Raw genomic sequence first — 21,395 nt, 5'->3', positions numbered from 1 at the left:
AATATTATGCGTGTAAAACATAAAAAATGGGCTGATCCGTTAATGGCGGAACATCCCGAATTACTAGTTGATGATGCAACTCAATTTAAGGGAAAGTGGCAATCCCGTTTTCCTAAAGAACAACCGCTCCACCTTGAAGTGGGGATGGGGAAAGGCCAATTTATTATTGGAATGGCAAAAGCTCACCCAGAAATCAATTTTATTGGTTTGGAGATTCAGCGGACCGTTGCAGCAATTGCTTTGAAAAAAGCACTTCCTGAAAAGTTACCTAACTTACAATTAATTTGTGGTGAAGGGGAAGAACTGACTGGATATTTTGAACCACATGAAATTGATAAGCTCTATTTAAACTTCTCTGATCCATGGCCAAAAAAGCGCCATGCAAAACGACGGTTAACGTATCATACATTTCTTAGTGAATACCAATTAATTTTGCAAACCCAAGGTCAAGTGGAATTAAAGACTGATAATATGGGATTCTTTGAATTCTCTGTTGTAAGTATGAATAACTTTGGAATGAAGTTTGATGGCCTCTGGCTCGATCTTCACAATAGTGATGAGAATGAACATAACGTTGAAACTGAATATGAACATAAATTTGCTTCTAAGGGTCAGCCAATTTATAAGTTGACGGCAACGATGCCGTTGCAAAAATAAATCGGTATAGGGGTGATTCGATGAAACTAATCGTTACAGCGGCTGCAAATAAGTGGTTCAAAAATACGTATGTCCTCCAAGCCGGTGACGGAATTAAATTTTACGGAAAGACTGTTCAACCACATAATGTTAAGCATAGCTCTCGGCAAGGGTTTAGCCCCGAAAAGGACCTTGAAAGGGCAACACTAATAAGGAAAAAGAATGGAATTAACTATCATATTAATTTTGATGATGCCTGGTTCTTTTCTGGCTTAGTAACATTGGTCGATTTTCACTCTGGTGACGAACAACCTTCATTTTATTTTCAGCGGGAAGGATCAGATTTAACCATAAATGAAAGTGACTTTAGCGCTGAAAATGTTGATGCGACTACTAGTGCTTCAAGTAAATTTGAAGATTATTGGGAATAATGTAATAAAAGGAACCGGAGAAGTATTCTCCAGTCCCTTTTTAATTTAGTAAATTTTAATTGTTTAATGACTGTTCAATCCGCTTTAGTGAAAGAAGACTTCCAGTTTTTGCATCTGCAATAAATTGATAGTCAACTGGTTGATCATCTTCTAGACGGGTGATGCCACCTTCGTAAGCCTCGGTTTTAACTGCAAAACGTTGGTATGGGATCCGGTGTTGGTTAATCCAACTGCCAGTAACCTCTCCTTCACGCTTGAAATCATCACGAATTATTTTGAGAATTTGGTCAGCTGAAATACGTCGTTGACCAAACAACTTTCCAGCAAGGAAACCAACTACTCCAGATGCACCGAGGGTAACGGGTAATAACCATGGGTTAAGTGAACTATTAGAATCATTCATTTAATTAATTGCTTCCTTTGTCAGTTAGTATCAAAATTGATAATATTAATTCTAACATTAACGAGGTAAAAAAGCTAATTAGACGCAGTCTTAGCTTCTTAATGATATAATTGCTTCAAATAAATTATGGAGGTAGAAAAATGGAAAAGTTACCACAAATGCAGGAAGAACAACTACTAACTAAGATCAGTGATGGGGATTATGTACTATTTTTTGATGCTAGTTGGTGTCCAGATTGTCACTTTATCAAGCCGGCAATGTCAGAAATTGAAAAAGATTTTCCAGAATATACCTTTATTGAAGTTGATCGTGATGAAAATATCGATCTTGCAGCTGAACTAAATATTTTTGGAATTCCCAGCTTTGTTGTTTATCGTAATGGAAAAGAAATTGGTCGTTTTGTGAATAAAGATCGGAAAACAAAGCAACAAGTGGAAGATTTTTTAAATGATTTGAAGTAAAATGGTAAACGATAAAAAGAATGAAGGGGTCAGTGAAGTGATGGGTTGCGATTCCCTTCATTGTTATTTTGATGGAGAAAGGAAAGTTTGATGTTAATTTCTAGTTATAACCCCCAAGAGATGGGTGATGTTTTAGTTGTTATTACTGGTCCAGATGTAGATGACCAAACTGTAATTTCAAAGGGAACAGTTACGCAAATTACGAATGCTAAGGATGGTAGCTTGCTTGGCTATAATTTCTTTGATGCAAGTGAACTATTACCTGAATTAAAAGATGAACGGGGTCAGGTATTTTTAAGTGATGATCAAGTCGCAAAATTAAATGCGGCATTAAGTGAAGCTGGCTTTACTGAGAAGTTGACAGCTGATCACACACCAAAGTTCGTTGTTGGTTATGTTGAAAAGATTGAGGATCACCCAAAGTCAGATCACCTTAAAATTACCCAAACCCGTGTAGAAGATGGTAAGACCGTCCAAGTTGTCTGTGGTTCTCCTAACGTTAAGGAACACATTAAGGTTGTTGCTGCTCGTCCAGGTGCAATGATGCCAGATGGTAAGATTATTTGGCCAGGTAAGTTAATGGGAGTTGAGAGTGAAGGAATGCTTTGTGGCTTCCGTGAATTACGGCTAAAGAACGCCCCTGACAAGAAGGGCTTATGGATAATCCCTGATGACTGGCAGGAAACTGGTGAAGCAGTTGACTTTGATCGGGCCAATGCTTACTTCCCAGCCGAAAACTAAATTGTCAATTTATTAATAATTGTTTGTGAAAGGAACCAGATTAATGGATAAGAAGACTTATTATTTTATTGGGATTAAAGGTACAGGAATGGCCTCACTCGCCCGGATTCATCATGATAAGGGAAATGAAGTCTTAGGTTCAGATATTGAAAAGGAAACATTTACGCAAGGCCCACTATTAAAGAACGGGATTAAGATCCTTCCATTTGATTCTGCTAACTTAAAGCCAGGAATGATCGTTATTCAAGGAAATGCGTTTGGAGAAGATCATCCGGAAGTGAAAAGAGCTCATGAACTTGGTTTAACAGTGATGAGCTATCCTGAAGCGGTCGAGAATGAAGTTACTAGTCATACCAGTATTGGGATCGCTGGTGCCCATGGTAAGACAAGCACAACCGCACTTTTAGCTCACGTTCTTGATGGTGTTGAACCAACTAGTTACTTAATTGGTGATGGTGTTGGTAAGGGGAATGCTAAGGATCGTTTCTTTGTTTTTGAAGCTGACGAATACCGGGATCATTTCTTGGCTTATCACCCTGACTATGCAATTATGACCAATATTGATTTTGATCACCCTGACTTCTTTAGGGACATTGATGATGTTCGTGCTTCTTTTGAAACATTTGGAAAGCAAGTTAAGAAGGCAATTTTTGCATGGGGCGACGATGAAAACCTCCGGAAATTAGATGTTGATGTTCCAGTATACTATTACGGAACTGGTGAAAATGATGATTTCCGTGCTGAAAATATTCAACGGACTCCTGCGGGTTCAACTTATGATGCCTACTTTAAGGATCAAAAGTTAGGGACTTTCACGATCCATCTTTATGGTGAACATAGTGTGCTTAATAGCTTAGCAGTAATTGCAGTTGCCTACATGGAACATGTTGATATGGCAGATATTAAGCGCGAATTGGCAAACTTTACCGGGGTTAAGCGTCGGTTCAGTGAAACTGATATTGCTGATGAAACCTTGATCGATGATTATGCTCACCACCCAAGCGAAATCAAGGCTACTATTGATGCTGCACGGCAAAAGTACCCAGATCGCCAAGTAATTGCTGTTTTCCAACCACATACTTACTCACGGTTAGCGGCTTATATTGACGGCTTTGCAGAATCGTTAAGACGAGCAGATAAGGTCTTTGTAACTCCAATCTTTGGTTCAATCCGTGAGCATGCTGGTCATGTTTCAAGTGAAGACCTTGAGGCCAAGATTCCTAACAGTGAAGGAATTGATATGGATACGATGACTAAGCTTCTTCACTATCATGATGCAGTAGTCGTCTTTATGGGTGCTGGTGATATTGAGAAGTATGAAGATAAGTATAAGGAATTATTGAGTAAGTAGCTAAAGGGTTGAAGCTTACCATTAAGTTTGTTATTATTTTTGAAAAGTCAAAGATAGTCAAATTAAAAGGAATGATATTAAATGAATAATTTTTCTGAACAGCCGGGACGTCGGGTTGTTACTGATGCCGCAGGGCTTAATCGGTTTTTAACCCGGATGTACGGTAACATGGTAGTAGCAATTCTGGTTTCCGCGTTTTCTGCCTACTTAACAATGAATACTTTCCGTCAACAAGTTTTCGGTTATTTTGGTGCTCATCCGGGAATGACGTGGATTATCCTCCTATTACCAATTGCTCTGTCAATGGGAATTAGCTTTAGTGCTACAAGAAACCCAGTTGGTGCCTTTATAATGTTGATGTTGATTTCGATCATTTACGGTGTTGAATTTGCATTAATTGCTGGTGTTTACACTGGTGCAAGTATTGCTTCCGCATTTGTTTCGTCGTCAGTTATCTTTATTGTAATGGCAGTTTACGGGACAGTAACAAAGCGAGATTTAACCAAGTTTGGTTCACACGCAATGGCAGCCTTGATTGCTTTAATTATTGCGTACATTATTAACATGTTTCTTCAGAGTCCAGCAATTGCTTATATTTTCTCCTTTATTGCGGTAATTATCTTTACCGTTTTGACTGGATGGGATGCGCAAAAGATGAAGCAGATTTATGTTAATTATGGTGACCAGGTATCAGTTACTGGGTTAGCCGTTTTAGGTGCTCTCCAACTGTACTTAGACTTTGTTAACCTCTTCATCTCACTGTTACAAATTTTTGGGATGAACGATAGAAATTAAAAAAATAAAGCTTGGGAAAACATTTTTGCTTTCCCAAGCTTTTTATTTAACCGTTAATGTTCACGACTCTTTTGGTAGTAGTAAAAGACATCAGTTATGAGGATAATTACAACTGCTACCCAAATTGTTTTCATCCGTAAAAAAGGTTGGATGATCGCTGATGAGATTGCCCCTAAAGTAAATGCTAGTACAACAATAAAATAGTTATAAGCAACTCCTAAGTCACTTTTATTATGGTGATAGACATATTCCATTCCTAAAACTACTGACTTTTTGATATTACCGGTAGTAAATACACTGCTGTAACCTGAACCTTCAATTTTACTAAAAGCAGTATTCACTAATGCAAGACCAAAAGAAACTAGACCAACGGATAGGTAAGTTGGAAAGTCTTCCGGCATTGCTCCAATTAGGATACCAATTAGTAAAATCGGAATAAGGCAAAAGATTCGCCAATATTTGAGGTGATGTTTAAAATAAATTGCGATAATGATACCAATAATATAAAGAATAATTGCCCCGCAACGATCGATGATTCCGGTGACATTATGGTTGACAAGGGCAGCTGCGAGGAAGACGATATTCCCGGTTTGCGCTGCTGCAAGTGTATGCCCACATTGAATATAAGTAAAGGCATCGAGAAAGCCCCCACAAAGGGTCATAATGATTGCAAATAGGCGTGCTTCTTCAGCATGGTGAATGTTAAGTAGTTTATACAAGAGATCCCTTCTTTGATGGCAAGGCTCCTTATAGTATCCTTGGATCCACGAACGATAAACTAACGGTGGTGTCTAATTTTTGGTACAATTTATTAAGAATAAAAGAAGGAGCGGTAATTAAATGGCAAAGCAATTATTATTGATTGACGGTAACAGCATTGTTTTTCGGGCATTTTTTGCGATGCATAACCAGATTGATAAGTTTACTAATAAGGATGGACTGCATACTGCAGCGATTTATGGCTTTAAGTTAATGCTTGATCATGTTTTGGAAAATTTCCATCCTGATGCAGCTTTGGTAGCCTTTGATGCTGGGAAGGTTACTTTTCGAACTAAAATGTATGCCGATTATAAAGGCGGACGAAACAAAACCCCAGAAGAACTAACTGAACAGCTTCCCTATGTTCGTGAATTAGTAAGGGATAGTGGACTGCATAGTTATGAATTAAAAGATTATGAAGCTGACGATATCATTGGTACCCTTGCAAAAGAGGGGGATGAAGCCGGCTATGAAACCTTAATTGTCACAGGTGATCGTGATTTAACTCAATTAGCAAGTGATCACACTACCGTTGCTGTTACCCATAAGGGGGTTACCGACACTGAACATTATACGCCTGAACATGTGAAGGAGAAACTAGGGATTACACCAACCCAAATTATTGATATGAAGGCGTTAATGGGAGATAGCTCGGATAATTATCCTGGCGTTACTAAAATTGGTGAAAAAACAGCAATTAAGTTGGTAAAGCAATTTGGTTCCGTTGAAGGCATTTATAAAAACATCGATCAATTGAAAAAGAGCAAAATGAAAGAACACCTCGTTGAAGAAGAGGAGGTTGCCCGACAATGTAAAACACTAGCAACAATTTTGCGTGATGCACCAATTGATATTAAATTAGCCGATCTGAAATATAATGGTCCCCAAACAGAAAAGCTAATTGATTTTTACCAGAAAATGGATTTCCGTTCTTTCCTAAAGAAGATGAATTTTCTGCCAGATGAACAGAAAGTGGAAATCGCCTCAATTAAATATACAGAATTAACTGCTGATAATCTGGAGCTTGTAACACAGTTAGGTAATCGGGGAAGCTTTTACTTGGAAATGCCTGATGCTAATTACCATACATCACCGTTTGCTGGATTTGTTCTTGGCAACGGGGAGCAGTGGTTGGTAAGTCGTGATCCAGAACTATTAAAGACAAAGCAAGTTCGAGAATGGCTTGCTGATTCGGATATTAAGAAGGATGTCTTTAATGCAAAGGCCCAAATTGTTGGTTTGAATCGTCTCGGGCTTGAATTAAAGGGAATTGATTTCGACTTACTTTTAGCATCCTACCTTTTGAATACAAATGATAATAGTAATGATCTAGGAAAACTCGCCCATGAGCATGAATATACCGATGTACAAACTGATGAGGAAGTTTATGGCAAAGGGGTTAAACGGGCAATTCCGGATGAGGATGAGACGTTCTTCAAACACCTTGCTAATAAAGCACGGACGATTGAAAAATTGCGTTCCCAACTATTTAAGCAATTAGATGAAAATGAACAATTACCACTTTATACTGATATCGAATTACCACTAACTCATGTGTTAGCAAAAATGGAAATTGCTGGTGTGCATGTTAACGCGCAAACGTTAAAGGATATGGGGAGTAAGTTAACTGAGCGATTAGCCGAAATCAAGGAACAGATTTACCAGGAAGCCGGGGAAGAATTTAATATTAATTCCACGAAGCAACTTGGTCAAATCCTTTTTGAAAAATTGAAGTTACCCGTAATTAAGAAGACAAAAACTGGGTATTCAACAGCTGTTGATGTTCTTGAAAAGTTAGCTCCGCAAGCACCAATTGTTGAAAATATCCTTCAATACCGACAAATTTCAAAGTTACAATCGACATATATTAAGGGATTACTGAAGGTAATTCATTCTAGCGACCAGAAGATCCATACTCGCTACCTTCAAACCTTGACCCAAACAGGGCGGCTATCATCCGTTGATCCAAACTTACAAAATATTCCGGTTCGGTTACCTGAAGGACGGCGAATTCGTCGGGCATTTGTTCCTAGTCATGATGGATGGCAAATCTTCTCCTCTGATTATTCACAAGTTGAATTGCGGGTTCTTGCCCATATTACGGGAGACCATAACCTTCAGGAGGACTTTAAAAACGGTGAAGATATCCACGCAAGTACTGCTCGCCGGATCTTTCACTTAAAGCCTGAAGAAAAAATTGACCGAAATATGCGGCGGCGCGCTAAGGCAGTTAACTTCGGGATTGTTTACGGGATTAGTGACTATGGATTGGCCCAACGGATTCATGTTAGTCGGAGTCAGGCACATGAGTTTATCCAAAGTTACTTTAAGGAATTTCCTAAAGTAAAGGACTACATTCACGATACAATTGAATTTGCTCGAGAACATGGCTACGTTGAAACGATTACTCACCGTCGTCGCTATTTACCAGATATTAATGCTAAAAACTTTAGTCGGCGATCATTTTCTGAAAGGACAGCAATGAACACCCCAATTCAAGGAAGTGCTGCAGATATCATTAAGATTGCCATGATTAAAATGCAGGACGAACTTGAAAAGCACCATTTAAAGGCTAAAATGTTACTTCAAATTCATGACGAATTGGTCTTTGAGGCACCAAAGGAAGAAATTCCGGTATTGAGTAAACTAGTTCCAGATGTAATGGATTCTGCTGTGAAACTTTCTGTTCCCCTAAAGGTTGATAGTAAATATGGTGATACTTGGTATGATTTAAAAAAGTAGGGAGGTAGTTAAAATGCCTGAATTACCGGAAGTTGAAACAGTCCGTCGTGGCTTGCTGAAGATTGCAGCTGGCCGAAAAATAAATGGGATTGATGTCCATTATGGTAAAACGATTACGAATGATGTTGAAGAATTTCGCCAATCGTTAATTGGGCAGACTATTGAAACAATTGATCGTCGCGGTAAGTACCTCCTCTTTCGTTTTAGCAATGATTTGACAATGGTTTCTCATTTACGGATGGAAGGAAGCTACTATACTCAACCTGTAAATGCGCCAGTTGATAAACATACTCATGTCGTTTTTAAATTTACTGACGGAACAGAGCTTTGTTATCGGGATACCCGAAAGTTTGGTCGAATGACGTTAGTGAAAACTGGTGAGGAAATGACGGTTGGTGGGTTGAAAACAATCGGCCCTGAACCAACTGTTGCAGATTTTAAGCTTGACTACTTCGAAAAGATTTTACGGCGTAGTCGCGGAAAAATAAAACCATTTTTGCTTAACCAACGGCATGTTGCTGGGCTAGGCAACATCTATGTTGATGAAGTCCTTTGGATGAGTGAAATAAATCCCGAACAGCCGGCCAATACCTTAACGAAGGATCAAATCCAAGTTCTTCATGATAATATTATTAAAGAATTAGCGACGGCAACTAAATATAAGGGAACAACAGTCCATACATTTAAAAATGCATTTGGTGATGCAGGGGCTTTCCAAGAACAATTAAATGCGTATGGTCGCAGTGGCGATCGTTGTCCGCGTTGTGGAACGAAAATGGTTAAGATTAAGGTAAATCAACGTGGAACAACTTTCTGTCCTCACTGTCAGCCATTATTGGAGAATGAAAATGACTAAGATAATAGGACTGACTGGAGGAATTGCAAGCGGTAAATCAACCGTTAGTAACCTATTAAGGTTAAGTGGTTACCCCATAATTGATGCGGATCAAATTACCCGCCAATTACAAGCTGCTCATTCGAAAGGGTGGGAACAATTAATTACGGTATTTGGTAAACAAATTCTTAATCCTGATCAAACATTAAATCGGCAAGCTTTAGGGGCCCTTGTTTTTAACGATCAAGAGAAGCTAGATAAATTGAATATGGTGATGCAACCATTAATTTGTGATGAAATTTGGCGGCAAATAAAGCATTATCAAAAGCAGCATATTCCGTATGTTATTCTTGATATTCCATTACTATTTGAAGCTAATTATGCTAATGACTGTGATCTAGTTATAGTGGTAGTAGTTGATCGACAAACGCAACTTCAGCGTTTGATGCAACGAAATGGTTATTCGCAGTTTGAAGCAGAGCAAAGGATTAATTCGCAGATGTCGTTAGCAAAGAAAAAGAGACTGGCTGATATTGTAATTGATAATAGTGGTAATCGGGATGAATTAAAACGGCAAGTTGCCAACTTGATTGATCAAATGCACCATCATAAGTTATGATAAAATGAAACTTATTTATGAGTAAGTAAGGAGGAAGGGGAATTGCGTTGTCCACACTGTCATAAAAATGGTTCACGTGTTGTAGACAGTCGGCCAAGTGAAGACGGAACTTTTATTAGGCGTCGTCGTGAATGTATTCACTGTGGTTTCAGGTTCACTACCTTTGAGCGGTATGAAGAAACCCCATTGTTAGTAATCAAAAAGGACGGGACGCGTCAGGAGTTTAGTCGGCAAAAGATCCTGAATGGAATTGTTAGATCAGCAGAAAAACGTCCTGTTAGCATGGAGCGTTTAACCAAAGTAACTGATAAGATTGAAAAGGAAGTTCGTAGTCTTGGCGAAAACGAGGTTTCTAGTCAAGTTATTGGTAAATTTGTCATGCAAGAATTAAAAGACGTTGACGAGATTGCTTATATTCGCTTTGCGAGTGTTTATCGGCAGTTTAAGGATGTCGATGCCTTTATGAATGAACTTGAATCAATGATGAAAAGTAATGATAAAAAGTAAAGGGGAACGAGGCCAAAATGACTGAAGCTAAATCAATATTTGATCCAAGTGCTGGATATATTGTTACTGCTAGCTATCGGTGGTCAAACTTTGATGAAAATGTTTTTGACCTTTTTTACCAGCCAATTTTAGGCCCGACTTCTTTTGCAATGTTTCATGCACTGCACTCACAAATGAATGAAAGACCAGTAATTAGTGAGCGACAGCTGCAATCACAATTGTTGATCCAATTAAATGCTGGACGTCATGATGCAGTCGAAGCGGTTCAACGATTAGAGGCTGTTGGGATGTTACGAACCTTTCACCAAACGGACCAACTTGGTGAGTTATTTGTGTATGAACTTCAACCAACAATTACGCCAACTGAATTTATCAATGATAATCTTTTAAGCGTATTACTCTTGGATGCTGTTGGAGAAAGTCGCTTTAAGGAACTAAGAAAGTTTGCAAATCGGTACACGTTAGAAGGTTTTCAATCTTCTCTGAAAGAAATTACGCATAATTTCTTTGATGTTTTTCATGTTGATGAACAGCAAATAACCCATTTGCCAGTGGAAATTAGTTCTGCCCGGAAATCGTTAGTGGACGAAAAGCAACCGATGAAAAAAATAGCTTCTATCAATTTTGATTGGCCAACTTTAGTTCAATTGCTAAGAAACCAACCAATTACTGAAACTGATTTAGATGCTAACCGGGAGTTGATTCAAGTTGAACACCAGCTTTATGGAATAGATGAACCAACAATGGCGCGGTTGCTTACCCAGTCAACAGACTTAGCGACAAACAAAATTCAGTCACGGAGATTAAAAAAGATTATTGCCGAAAAGTATCGGATCGATGCCAAAAAATCCAGTAAAGAAAGTGTTGGGGCAGAAAAAGCAGCAAAATCATTAGTAAGTTTTTCTCAAGAAGAGCAGCAATTGATTGAAACATGTAAGTATTACGCACCGATTACTTTTCTCCAACAATTAAAGCAACAAATGGGAGGCTTTGTAACTTCCGGTGAGCGAGCAATAATTCGGAGCTTGATCCAAGAACAGCAGCTAGATGCAGGAGTAGTGAATGTCCTTTCTTGGTACGTAATTGCATCACTCGAGCGTTCAACTCTTCAGGCAAATTATGTTAACGCAATTGCTAATAACTGGATGCGTGCAGGCGTAGCAACAGCTGAGGAAGCTTTGGAACATATTCACAACTTTAACAATAAGAAAACACAGCAACACTCGAAGCGTTCGGCAAACTATTACCGTCAACGGACCGTAACCGTTCGTGAGGAGATGCCAGCTTGGACTAAAGAGGATGAAAAGAAGAGTGAAAAATCGACACCGGAACAGTTGAATAGGCTTCGTCAGCGGTTGGCAAGGCGGAAAAAGATAAATGGTTCTAAAGGGGATGATGGCAAATGAAGTCATTAAGCAAAACGATGAGTGAAATTATGAAACAGCAGAATTTTGAGCCCGCTTATAAGCAAATGATGAGCCAGGTACTTAAGGATCCAGAAGTTGCCGTATTCCTGAAGAAAAATGCTCAGAGGCTTTCACCACAAGCAATTGATCGTGGCGAGGCTAAACTTTATGAATATTACCATGAAAAGCAGTTGATTAGTAAAGGAACGGCTACAGTAGCTCCTGGTTACTCTCCCCAATTAGTTGTTAATGCAGGTCAGATCGATGTGACATATGTTCCAACTAAAAAGTTAATTGAGCAGCAACACCAAGCCCATATTAAACGGTTAGTATCATCGATTAATATGCCAAAGTTTATTCGTAATGCATCATTTGATCGCTTTTACATTGATGATGCTCACCAGACCGAAACGCGCAATGCGGCTTTAAATGCTGCCTTAGACTTTGTTGAACAGTATTCTACGAGCGATTTTCGTCCGGGATTATATCTTTATGGTCGTTTTGGTGTTGGAAAAACCTACCTTCTAGGAGCAATTGCCAATGAACTTGCACGACAAAAGGGTGTTGCGACAACGATGATGCACTTTCCGAGTTTTGTAGTTGAAATGCGTAATTCAATTAAGAACAATAAATTAGGACAAAAACTAGATGCTGTAAAGAAGGCACCAGTGTTAGTCCTTGACGATATTGGCGCCGATGCAATGACAACTTGGGCTCGTGATGATATTCTTGGCGTAATTTTGGAATACCGGATGCAAGAGGAGTTACCGACATTCTTTAGTTCCAACTTTTCAATGGCAGAGCTTCAGGACCATCTAGCAGTAAACGTCAAAGGTGATTCTGAACCGGTAAAGGCAAGCCGGATTATGGAGCGGATCAAGTTCCTTTCACGTCAATATGAGATGGCTGGAGCTAACTTACGAGAAAAAGGGGGAGAAATCTGAATAGATTTATTGCTTTCCCTTGACATTAGCTGAATGCTTTAGTATTCTAGATAGCGTTGAAAGAAAAAGCAGGAGCACCCGCTTCTCGCCTAGGTGATAAGGATTGCCGGGCTGACGAGTTAAATAAAACAATTTCGGGATTGTTTATTATTAGCGGGGTGTAGGTTGCACTCCGCTTTTTTGCTTGATCTTTCGCTAATAAAATTGGAGGTGCGTTGCCATAGCTCAAGATATGATTGTCAATAACGGTATTCGTGCTCGTGAAGTACGGCTTATTGGTCAAGATGGTGAACAATTAGGAATCAAGTCAAAGCGTGAAGCTTTACAATTAGCTGAAGATGCTAACCTTGATTTAGTTCTGGTCGCTCCAAAGGCTCGGCCAGCTGTTGCCCGGATCATGGATTACGGAAAGTACCGTTACGAAATGCAGAAGAAAGAGCGCGAAGCTCGAAAGAAGCAAAAGACTGTAACGGTTAAGGAAATTCGGTTGAGTCCTTCAATCGATACAAACGACTTTAATGTTAAGTTAAAGCGTGTTCGTAAATTTATCGAAAAGGGCGATAAGGTTCGTGTTTCCTTACGATTCCGTGGTCGTGCTATCACTCATAAGGATATCGGTCGTGACATGATTGAAAGAATGGCCAAAGAAACTGAGGACATTGCAACAGTTGTACAACGACCAAAGATGGAAGGGCGGAGTATTTTCTTAACTCTTGCTCCAGCTGCTGATAAAGCAAAAAATTAATTTAAGAAAGTAGGGAATTTTTCTTATGCCAAAGATGAAGACTAACCGTGCCGCTGCAAAGCGTTTTAAGCGTACTGCTAATGGTGGATTCAAGAGTGCTAACTCATTCACCAGCCACCGTTTCCACGGTAAGACCAAGAAGCAACGTCGTCAATTACGTGGCTTGAGCATGATGGACAAGTCCAACGTAAAACGTTACAAGAAGTTATTACCATTTAAGTAAACTTCGTTCGAAATAAGAAAAAACACGTAGGAGGAATTCAACATGCGAGTTAAAGGTGGAACTGTTACGCGCGCACGTCGTAAGCGCATTATGAAATTAGCAAAGGGTTACCGTGGTTCAAAGCACCGTCTTTTCAAGACTGCTAAGGATCAAGTAATGAAGAGCTACACTTATGCTTTCCGTGACCGGAAGGTTAATAAGCGTAAGTTCCGTGAACTTTGGATTGCCCGGATTAACGCTGCTGCACGTATGAATGACATTAGCTACAGCAAGTTAATGCACGGTATGAAGTTAGCTAACATTGACATCAACCGTAAGATGTTGGCTGATTTGGCTGTTAACGATGCTGAAGCATTTAAGGCAATCGTTGATGAAGCAAAAAAGGCTCTTAACTAAGAGTTCTTAAAATGAAGCAACGATCATTGGTGAGCAGCCAGTGGATCGTTGCTTTTTTATTTTCTCTTGTTATCGAGACGTTAAAGAGTAGCAGATAAGTGAAACAATCGTTATAATTAGGATGATAGTAATTATTTGAGAGGTACAACGTTGTTAGAAGAGTTTAAACCAACATGGATGGTAAAGAGTATTTATTCGGTTTCGCCCGAACAATTAAAAGCTCATGGCATTCGTGCTGTTTTTAGTGATTTAGATAATACTTTAATTGCTTGGAATAACCCAGAAGGAACACCGGAATTACATCAATGGATGGCAGAATTAGAGAAAGCTGGGATCCCATTAATTGTTATTTCCAATAATAGTAAGGAACGGGTAGCAAAGGCTGTTGAGACTTTGAAATTGCCATTCATGTCCCGTTCGTTGAAACCTTTAAGCTTCGGAATTACTCGGGCACGAAAGAAGTTAGGCTTATCTAAGGATGAGGTTGTGATGGTTGGTGACCAACTAATGACGGATATGCTAGCTGCTCATCAGGCCGGGGTTCGGAGTATTTTAGTTAAGCCGATTATCAAGACAGATAAGTGGACGACTAAAATGAACCGGTTTTTAGAGAAGTATGTATGGCGGAGTTTACACCGTCATTATCCAGATTTAAAATGGCAGGAGGATTTGAATGACTGAAGAGAAGCAAAATCTTGATGATTTACGGTGTATTGGTTGTGGGGCAAAGATTCAAACCACGGATCCAACTGAAGCAGGATATACACCCCAATCTGCATTAGAAAAGGGCTTAGAGAGTGATGAATTATATTGTCAGCGGTGTTTTAGGCTCCGCCACTATAATGAAATTGCTCCGGTTTCCTTGAGTGATGATGATTTCCTTCGTCTTCTTGGCCAGATCCGTGATGATGATGCCTTAATTGTCTATGTAGTTGATATTTTTGACTTTAACGGGAGTATTATTCCGGGACTTCACCGTTTCGTTGGTTCTAATCCCGTTTTACTTGTGGGCAATAAGGAAGACTTGCTTCCACGTTCATTAAGACGTTCAAAATTACGTGATTGGTTACGACAACAGGCCAATTTAGCTGGCTTGCGACCAATTGATACCGTCCTTGTTTCTGCAAAGAAGAACCACCAAATTGACCATTTGTTAGAATTGATCGATAAGTATCGTCAAGGACGTGACGTTTATTTTGTAGGTGTAACAAATGTTGGGAAGTCAACATTGATTAACCAGATCATTAAGCAACGAACAGGAATTAAGGAACTAATTACGACCTCCCGCTTTCCGGGAACAACATTAGACCGGATTGAAATCCCACTTGATGATGGCCAAAAGTTAATTGATACTCCCGGTATTATTCATCAACACCAAATGGCCCATGTTTTACCAGCTAAGGATTTGAAATATGTTTCACCACAAAAGGAAATTAAGCCACGAACTTACCAATTAGATTCGGGGCAGACTATTTTTATGGGTGGTGTAGCACGGTTTGATTATCTGTCAGGTCCTCATACGGGAATGATTGCTTATTTTGATAATAATCTTCCTTTACACCGGACAAAACTAGCCAATGCTGATCATTTTTACGAGAAACATAATGGTGAATTATTAACACCTCCAACGAAAGATGAATTATCTGATTTTCCACCACTAGAACGTCAAGAATTTCGTTTAACTGAAAAGAGTGATGTTGTTTTTGAAGGATTAGGGTGGATTACCGTTCCAGCTGGAACAACAGTTGCTGCTTGGGTGCCAAAGGGTGTTTCAAGTCTAGTTCGTCGGGCAATGATTTAAAAAAGAGGTACAGAATGGAATTAAGAGGAAAGCAAAAACGATTTTTAAGGGCGCAAGCAAACCATCTTCAACCAATCTTTGCGGTTGGTAAGGAAGGATTAACTCAAAATTGGGTTGATCAATTAGATGGAGCATTGGATCGCCGAGAATTAATTAAGGTAAATATTCTTCAAAATGCTGACGTTACCACAAAAGAGGTTCAGCACTTTATTGAAAGCCAAACTGAAATTCAAGTTGTTCAGATCATTGGTCGGGTATTGGTTCTTTTTAAAGAATCAAAGAATAAGGACGCTCGGGAATTATCTTCAAAGGTAAAAAAGATCTAATTGAGGTGGAGACTTTTGCAACAATGTGGAGTTTTAACTAGTACGGAAACAGTTACTGAGCCCCAAGCAAAATTAATTCATAGTCAACAACGGCAACGGGTGGGCTTATATGGAGGAACATTTAACCCTATTCATAATGCTCACCTATTAGTAGCTGATCAGGTTCAATCCTTATTATGCTTAAATCGAGTTGATTTTATGCCTGATTTCATTCCGCCACATGTTGATAAGAAAACGGCAATTGATGCCCACAAGCGGGTTGAAATGTTGAAGCTGGCAATTAAAAGTAACCCACATTTTGGCATTGAGTTAACTGAACTTGAACGTGGTGGTGTTAGCTATACCTATGACACGATGAAACATCTTTTAGACAAGAATCCACTAACGGAATACTACTTTATTATTGGTGGTGATATGGTGGATTACTTGCCAAAGTGGCACCGGATTAATGATTTGGTTAAACTTCCTCGGTTCCATTTTGTTGGTGTTCGACGTCAAGGAGCTCAGAATGAAACAAATTATCCAGTGATTTGGGTTGATGTTCCAACAGTTGCCTTTAGCTCAACAGATATTCGCCACCGAATTTCTACAGGACAATCGATTAAATATATGGTTCCTGAAAAGGTTGAACAATTTATAAAGGAGCACCGGCTTTATCATGAGTGAAGAAGTAATTACGTACCAAAAACACTATATTCCGTTAACACGGGATGAATTAGTTGAACGGTTGCATCTCGCATTGCGGCCAAAGCGGTTTAATCATGTGCTACGGGTTGAAAAAACCGCCATTGAACTTGCTAAGGCTAATGGAGTTAATTTAGAAAAGGCCAGTATTGCGGGCCTGTGTCACGATTATGCAAAACAACGACCAGATGATGTTTTCGTTCAGGTAATTAAGAAGAAAAAGATGTCTCCTGAATTATTGAACTATGGAAATGCGATCTGGCATGGTGTTGTTGGAGCAGAATTGTTAAAGGATGAATTAGGAATTTGGGATGAAGATATTCTAAATGCTGTTCGTCACCATACTACTGGTGCTGCGATCATGAGTAAGCTAGAACAAATTGTTTATATGGCAGACTACATTGAACCTGCCCGCGATTTTGATGGGGTTCAAAAAGCTCGTGAAATTACTGCTACTGATCTTGGCGCTGGCGTCGCTTATCAGACTAAGCATACTCTTCAATACTTGATTGCAAATAATAAGCCAGTTTATCCAAAGACAATTGAAACTTACAATGCCTGGGTACCAAAGTATGAAAGGAAGATAGATTAAATGGATAGTAAAAAATTATTAGAAATGGCTGTTAAGGCCGGTGATGGTCGCCGGGCCGAAGATATTGTTGCCTTAAAGGTTGACCAGATTAGTCCGATGGCTGATTACTTTGTCATTATGACCGGGGGTTCCGATCGTCAAGTACAAGCAATCGCTAACGCTATTATTGAAAAGGCTCACGAGGAAAAAGTTAATATTGGAAGTGTTGAAGGGAAGAACCATGCACACTGGGTATTAATTGACCTCGGCGATGTTGTTGTTCACGTCTTTCGTGAAGAAACCCGAGCTTTCTATAACTTGGAAAAGTTATGGTCAGATGCACCCCTGGTTAATATTAACGAATGGATTAATGACTAATGATTTACCAGAGTTTTGCCCAACTATATGATCAATTATTTGATCAGGAGCTGTACAAACGCTGGCTTGATTTTACGTTAAAGCAGGGTCAAACTGTTATTTCAGGTAAGTGTTTAGATCTTGCAGGAGGCGCAGGACGTCTAGCTGTCATGCTTACTCAAAAGCGGGTTAATGTTACGGTTGCTGATTTTTCTTCTGAAATGTTAAGCCTTGCACGTCAACATGCTGATGAGGCTGGTGTTGAATTGGAACTTATTGAAGCTGATATGCGCGACCTAAATCGTTTGCCAAAGTACGATTTAATAACTTGTTATGCTGATTCACTAAACTATTTAGAGGATCTTTCTGCAATTCAGATGACTTTCCAGCAGGTTTACAAGCATTTAACTGCTAATGGGATATTCCTCTTTGATATGATTAGCCCGTATAAAACTGATATTGTCTATCCAGGGTATATGTATAATTACGAAGATGCTGATCACCAGCGGGCATTTATGTGGCGAAGTTTTATGGATGATGATGTTGAACATGGGGTGATCCATGATTTAACTTTTTTCAATCAATTAAACGACGGAAAGTACCAACGGGTTGGTGAAACTCATTTTGAACGAGCTTATTCAATGTCAGAACTAGAAGATTCATTAAAGATGGCTGGGTTTAGTCAAATTGAAATTAGTAGTGATTTTGGACAGGAAAAAGCAACTGATGAGGACGAGCGGTGGTTCTTTAAGTGTCGGAAGTAGGGTGTAGAATGCGTGCAGTTGGATTAGTTACCGAGTATAATCCTTTTCATAATGGTCATATTTACCATATTGAACAAGCTAGAAAAATTACGAATGCTGATGTAGTGGTTGCCGTAATGAGTGGTAATTTTACCCAACGTGGTGAGCCCACGATTCTTGATAAATGGCAGCGAACGCAATCAGCATTACAAAATGGGGTAGATTTGGTAGTTGAATTACCTGTTTTTATGGCTGTTCAACCAGCTCACCGTTTTGCGGCTGGGGCATTAGAGTTATTAAATGATTTGCAGGTCTCAGATGTGGTTTTTGGTGCAGAGCATCCGTTATGGGATTTTGCAAAGTTTGTTGAAGCGGAAAAACATTTTAGTCAACGTGGGTTTGAAAAATTTAATGCAACTTATGCTACCCAGTTTAATCAACAACTAAGAAGTTTAACGGGACATAGTTTAACTGATCCCAATGATATTTTGGCTTTTTCATACTATAAGGCTAACCTTGAAAATAGGTATTCGATTCGCTTACACCCAATTAACCGACTGGGAAGCCAGTACCATGACCAAACGATTAAGGGAACAATTGCTAGTGCTAGTGCAATTCGTGAAGCGGTTAGTAAGCATGAAACAATTGACCAAGTTGTTCCTGAACAAACTGTAGATCCGCTTGAAAAAATAAAAAGTCTACCCGGTTGGGAACAACTTTACCCCTTATTAAGGAATTTTCTTATCCAGACGCCGCTAGAACACCTTCAGCAGATTTACCAAATGGCTGAGGGATTAGAGCATCGTTATCGAGAAGCTGCAGAACGTGAATTGACGTTTTCTGGATTTATTCGTCGGGTAAAAACAAAACGCTATACTTACTCTCGATTACTGCGGGTATGTTTGTATACCGTAATGGAGATTACCAATGACCAAGTTTCCCAAGCAAGTGCCCACCCTTACCTTCATGTCCTTGGCTTCAATGAACAAGGGCGTGAATATTTACACCAAATAAAGAAAAGTGTCCAATATCCCTTATTAACGAAAATTAGCCAAAGTGAACATGATGGATTAGTTAACTTAGACTATCGGGCTGGAAAGTTGTATCAAATGTTTACAGGTGTGGAACAAGATGTTAAACACGCACCAGTAATTCTTAAAAAAACGAATTAAAAGTGTCAAGGATAAAACATTGACAAGCAATTTTGTGACTAGTATAATTGTGCTTGTTGCATTAGGAGGTTATGACGATGAAATGGTCAATAGCAGAGTTACATCGTTACTCAGATGAACCGCTACACATTCAGACAACCCTCGATTTAAACAAGATCTTAACAGCATCATTTCCGGACACCATCTTGGCTGTTCAACCAGTTAAGGTTGATGGATATGTTAGTTATGATCAGGGGGATGTTACCGTTAATGCTCATGTTGAGACAACGGTAACTGTACCTTCTAGTCGATCATTAACACCCGTAGCGTTACCGCTTAATTTTTCGTTTACTGAGACGTATATTGATGATCCAGCTCACCTTTCTCGTTATGAAGATGACGAGGATAATGATGAGATTGTCTTTGTCTTAAAGCACGGTGAGAAAATTGATTTTGACGAAGCCGTTGCTGAAAACATTGTTGAGCAGATTCCGTTGCGAGTTCTTTCTGATGATGAACGTAATGGTAAGTCATTACCAAACGGGAAAGGCTGGGAAGTTATCACCGAAGATGACTATAAAGCTAATCAGCAGAATGCTAAAAAAGTTGATCCACGTCTCGCTAAGTTGAAAAAACTATTTCCTGATCAGGATGAAAAAAAGTAGCGGACGGTTAACAACCATTTGTGGATAATTAATTTCTTAGGAGGTGTCAAACATGGCTGTTCCAGCACGGAAGACTTCAAAGACTAAGAAGCGTATGCGTCGGGGTCACATTAAGTTAAGTGTACCTGGTCTTGCACCTTGCCCAAACTGTGGTGAACTTCGCAAGTCACACATGGTATGTCCAAATTGTGGCTACTACGACGGTAAGCAAGTTGTTAACACTAACAACTAAATAACCAAAAAAGACCTTTTCTTAGGCGCCGGACCTGAAAGGGTCTTTTTCTTTTTTAAAATTTAATGCGTAACTTAAAACACTATCATATTAACGCTAGGGTTTATTAGAAAATTGTGATAAAATTATTGTGTTTTGTTAATGTACGAAATAACAATTAATTGTGTAGGTGAAATCAATGAGTCGAATCTTAATTATTGAGGACGAAGAAAATTTAGCAAAGTTTGTCGAAATGGAACTCAAACATGAGGGATACGAGACAGACGTTGAATTAGATGGACGTGCCGGTTTACAAGCAGCACTTAATCAGGATTTTGATCTGATCTTGCTTGATTTAATGCTACCGGAATTAAATGGAATCGAAGTTGCACGACGAGTTCGGGAAATGAAAAATACCCCAATTATTATTATGACGGCTCGTGACTCTGTAATTGATCGGGTATCTGGCTTTGATCATGGCGCAGATGACTATATTGTAAAGCCATTTGCTATTGAAGAACTTTTGGCCCGGGTTCGTGCTCTATTGCGGCGGATTAATATCGAGGACAGTAGTAATAAGGAGCACCAGACAACTGTCCAATATAAGGATTTAACAATTGAAAAAGAAAACCGGGTAGTTCGTCGTGGGGATGAAGTTATTAACCTTACGAAACGAGAATATGAACTACTTTTAATCCTAATGGAAAATATCAATGTTGTAATGTCACGAAAAGATCTTTTGAGCAAGGTCTGGGGTTACGATTCTAAGGTGGAAACGAACGTTGTTGATGTTTATATTCGTTACCTCCGGAATAAGATTGATCGCCCTGGTGAAAAGAGCTACATTCAAACAGTTCGGGGCACAGGATACGTTATTCGTTCCTAGGATTGA

Annotated in this window: 28 protein-coding genes and 1 other annotated feature; of the genes, 26 read left to right on the top strand and 2 right to left on the bottom strand. The window is 39.2% G+C overall.

What is annotated here, in order from left to right; genetic code table 11:
- The first annotated feature begins 6 nt into the window (after nt 1–6).
- Both trmB and NFR46_RS04235 read left to right on the top strand, forming a co-directional pair.
- Complete coding sequence (gene trmB, locus NFR46_RS04240; protein WP_251574974.1) at nt 7–657, top strand: tRNA (guanosine(46)-N7)-methyltransferase TrmB; 651 nt, start codon at nt 7–9, stop codon at nt 655–657.
- Between the two features lie 20 nt (nt 658–677).
- Complete coding sequence (locus NFR46_RS04235; protein WP_251574973.1) at nt 678–1,067, top strand: HesB/YadR/YfhF family protein; 390 nt, start codon at nt 678–680, stop codon at nt 1,065–1,067.
- 55 nt (nt 1,068–1,122) lie between these two features.
- Here NFR46_RS04235 and NFR46_RS04230 read toward each other — a convergent pair whose 3' ends face one another.
- Complete coding sequence (locus NFR46_RS04230) at nt 1,123–1,470, bottom strand: PepSY domain-containing protein (RefSeq protein WP_251574972.1); 348 nt, start codon at nt 1,468–1,470, stop codon at nt 1,123–1,125.
- Nucleotides 1,471–1,610: 140 nt separating this feature from the next.
- Between NFR46_RS04230 and NFR46_RS04225 the strand changes: the two genes are divergently transcribed.
- The 4 genes from NFR46_RS04225 to NFR46_RS04210 all read left to right on the top strand — a co-directional run bounded on the left by NFR46_RS04225 (nt 1,611) and on the right by NFR46_RS04210 (nt 4,818).
- On the top strand, nt 1,611–1,931 hold the full coding sequence (locus NFR46_RS04225) for a thioredoxin family protein (protein ID WP_251574971.1): 321 nt from the start codon (nt 1,611–1,613) through the stop codon (nt 1,929–1,931).
- Between the two features lie 90 nt (nt 1,932–2,021).
- Nucleotides 2,022–2,672, top strand: a complete 651-nt coding sequence (gene ytpR, locus NFR46_RS04220; protein ID WP_251574970.1) for a YtpR family tRNA-binding protein — start codon at nt 2,022–2,024, stop codon at nt 2,670–2,672.
- 43 nt (nt 2,673–2,715) lie between these two features.
- Nucleotides 2,716–4,023, top strand: coding sequence for a UDP-N-acetylmuramate--L-alanine ligase (gene murC, locus NFR46_RS04215; protein WP_251574969.1), 1,308 nt, complete (start codon nt 2,716–2,718; stop codon nt 4,021–4,023).
- A gap of 81 nt (nt 4,024–4,104) precedes the next feature.
- Nucleotides 4,105–4,818 carry a Bax inhibitor-1/YccA family protein gene (locus NFR46_RS04210; protein ID WP_251574968.1) on the top strand — a complete coding sequence of 238 codons (714 nt, stop codon included), beginning with the start codon at nt 4,105–4,107 and terminating at the stop codon, nt 4,816–4,818.
- 53 nt (nt 4,819–4,871) lie between these two features.
- Here NFR46_RS04210 and NFR46_RS04205 read toward each other — a convergent pair whose 3' ends face one another.
- The gene (locus NFR46_RS04205; RefSeq protein WP_251574967.1) at nt 4,872–5,537 is read right to left on the bottom strand and encodes a YoaK family protein; all 666 of its coding nucleotides are present in this window, start codon (nt 5,535–5,537) and stop codon (nt 4,872–4,874) included.
- Between the two features lie 121 nt (nt 5,538–5,658).
- Here NFR46_RS04205 and polA point away from each other — a divergent pair, with 121 nt between their 5' ends.
- From polA to NFR46_RS04105, 20 genes are all read left to right on the top strand, one after another.
- Complete coding sequence (gene polA, locus NFR46_RS04200) at nt 5,659–8,319, top strand: DNA polymerase I (protein ID WP_251574964.1); 2,661 nt, start codon at nt 5,659–5,661, stop codon at nt 8,317–8,319.
- A 13-nt stretch (nt 8,320–8,332) separates the two neighbouring features.
- The gene (gene mutM, locus NFR46_RS04195; RefSeq protein ID WP_251574962.1) at nt 8,333–9,175 is read left to right on the top strand and encodes a DNA-formamidopyrimidine glycosylase; all 843 of its coding nucleotides are present in this window, start codon (nt 8,333–8,335) and stop codon (nt 9,173–9,175) included.
- Entirely contained in the window at nt 9,168–9,773 is a 606-nt protein-coding gene (gene coaE, locus NFR46_RS04190) for a dephospho-CoA kinase (protein ID WP_251574960.1), read from the top strand. The genes mutM and coaE overlap by 8 nt, the downstream gene beginning before the upstream one ends.
- 42 nt (nt 9,774–9,815) lie before the next feature.
- Nucleotides 9,816–10,280 (top strand): transcriptional regulator NrdR, encoded by a 465-nt coding sequence (nrdR, locus tag NFR46_RS04185; protein ID WP_191684964.1) that lies wholly within the window; start codon nt 9,816–9,818, stop codon nt 10,278–10,280.
- A 17-nt stretch (nt 10,281–10,297) separates the two neighbouring features.
- Nucleotides 10,298–11,686, top strand: coding sequence for a replication initiation and membrane attachment family protein (locus tag NFR46_RS04180; RefSeq protein WP_251574959.1), 1,389 nt, complete (start codon nt 10,298–10,300; stop codon nt 11,684–11,686).
- Nucleotides 11,683–12,630, top strand: a complete 948-nt coding sequence (dnaI, locus tag NFR46_RS04175; protein WP_251574954.1) for a primosomal protein DnaI — start codon at nt 11,683–11,685, stop codon at nt 12,628–12,630. Before NFR46_RS04180 ends, dnaI begins: the two co-directional genes overlap by 4 nt.
- A gap of 60 nt (nt 12,631–12,690) precedes the next feature.
- Nucleotides 12,691–12,820 (top strand) — a sequence feature (ribosomal protein L20 leader region).
- Between the two features lie 42 nt (nt 12,821–12,862).
- Entirely contained in the window at nt 12,863–13,375 is a 513-nt protein-coding gene (gene infC / locus NFR46_RS04170; protein WP_003717273.1) for a translation initiation factor IF-3, read from the top strand.
- A 25-nt stretch (nt 13,376–13,400) separates the two neighbouring features.
- Complete coding sequence (rpmI, locus tag NFR46_RS04165) at nt 13,401–13,598, top strand: 50S ribosomal protein L35 (protein ID WP_007123449.1); 198 nt, start codon at nt 13,401–13,403, stop codon at nt 13,596–13,598.
- Nucleotides 13,599–13,640: 42 nt separating this feature from the next.
- Nucleotides 13,641–13,994, top strand: a complete 354-nt coding sequence (gene rplT, locus NFR46_RS04160; RefSeq protein WP_251574953.1) for a 50S ribosomal protein L20 — start codon at nt 13,641–13,643, stop codon at nt 13,992–13,994.
- Nucleotides 13,995–14,144: 150 nt separating this feature from the next.
- Nucleotides 14,145–14,675 carry a YqeG family HAD IIIA-type phosphatase gene (locus NFR46_RS04155; protein ID WP_251574952.1) on the top strand — a complete coding sequence of 177 codons (531 nt, stop codon included), beginning with the start codon at nt 14,145–14,147 and terminating at the stop codon, nt 14,673–14,675.
- Nucleotides 14,668–15,795 (top strand): ribosome biogenesis GTPase YqeH, encoded by a 1,128-nt coding sequence (gene yqeH / locus NFR46_RS04150; RefSeq protein ID WP_251574949.1) that lies wholly within the window; start codon nt 14,668–14,670, stop codon nt 15,793–15,795. The genes NFR46_RS04155 and yqeH overlap by 8 nt, the downstream gene beginning before the upstream one ends.
- Before the next feature lie 14 nt (nt 15,796–15,809).
- Nucleotides 15,810–16,121: a ribosome assembly RNA-binding protein YhbY gene (gene yhbY, locus NFR46_RS04145; protein ID WP_191684973.1), complete on the top strand. Its 312-nt coding sequence runs from the start codon at nt 15,810–15,812 to the stop codon at nt 16,119–16,121.
- 15 nt (nt 16,122–16,136) lie between these two features.
- Nucleotides 16,137–16,787 carry a nicotinate-nucleotide adenylyltransferase gene (locus NFR46_RS04140; protein ID WP_251574948.1) on the top strand — a complete coding sequence of 217 codons (651 nt, stop codon included), beginning with the start codon at nt 16,137–16,139 and terminating at the stop codon, nt 16,785–16,787.
- Nucleotides 16,780–17,397 carry a bis(5'-nucleosyl)-tetraphosphatase (symmetrical) YqeK gene (yqeK, locus tag NFR46_RS04135; protein WP_251574946.1) on the top strand — a complete coding sequence of 206 codons (618 nt, stop codon included), beginning with the start codon at nt 16,780–16,782 and terminating at the stop codon, nt 17,395–17,397. Before NFR46_RS04140 ends, yqeK begins: the two co-directional genes overlap by 8 nt.
- Nucleotides 17,398–17,754, top strand: a complete 357-nt coding sequence (gene rsfS, locus NFR46_RS04130) for a ribosome silencing factor (protein WP_251574945.1) — start codon at nt 17,398–17,400, stop codon at nt 17,752–17,754.
- Nucleotides 17,754–18,497, top strand: coding sequence for a class I SAM-dependent DNA methyltransferase (locus tag NFR46_RS04125; RefSeq protein ID WP_251574943.1), 744 nt, complete (start codon nt 17,754–17,756; stop codon nt 18,495–18,497). The genes rsfS and NFR46_RS04125 overlap by 1 nt, the downstream gene beginning before the upstream one ends.
- An 8-nt stretch (nt 18,498–18,505) precedes the next feature.
- Nucleotides 18,506–19,648 (top strand): nucleotidyltransferase, encoded by a 1,143-nt coding sequence (locus NFR46_RS04120; RefSeq protein WP_251574940.1) that lies wholly within the window; start codon nt 18,506–18,508, stop codon nt 19,646–19,648.
- A 77-nt stretch (nt 19,649–19,725) separates the two neighbouring features.
- Complete coding sequence (locus NFR46_RS04115; RefSeq protein ID WP_251574938.1) at nt 19,726–20,292, top strand: YceD family protein; 567 nt, start codon at nt 19,726–19,728, stop codon at nt 20,290–20,292.
- 52 nt (nt 20,293–20,344) lie between these two features.
- Nucleotides 20,345–20,524 carry a 50S ribosomal protein L32 gene (gene rpmF / locus NFR46_RS04110; RefSeq protein WP_182581633.1) on the top strand — a complete coding sequence of 60 codons (180 nt, stop codon included), beginning with the start codon at nt 20,345–20,347 and terminating at the stop codon, nt 20,522–20,524.
- A gap of 178 nt (nt 20,525–20,702) precedes the next feature.
- Entirely contained in the window at nt 20,703–21,389 is a 687-nt protein-coding gene (locus NFR46_RS04105) for a response regulator transcription factor (RefSeq protein WP_182581632.1), read from the top strand.
- The last annotated feature ends 6 nt before the right edge of the window (nt 21,390–21,395 follow it).

This window comes from Limosilactobacillus agrestimuris, assembly GCF_943193105.1.
In the GTDB taxonomy this organism is placed as follows: Bacteria; Bacillota; Bacilli; order Lactobacillales; family Lactobacillaceae; genus Limosilactobacillus; species Limosilactobacillus agrestimuris.
Note: the sequence above shows the minus strand (reverse complement) of the source record. Positions and strands in the feature narration are given on the sequence as shown.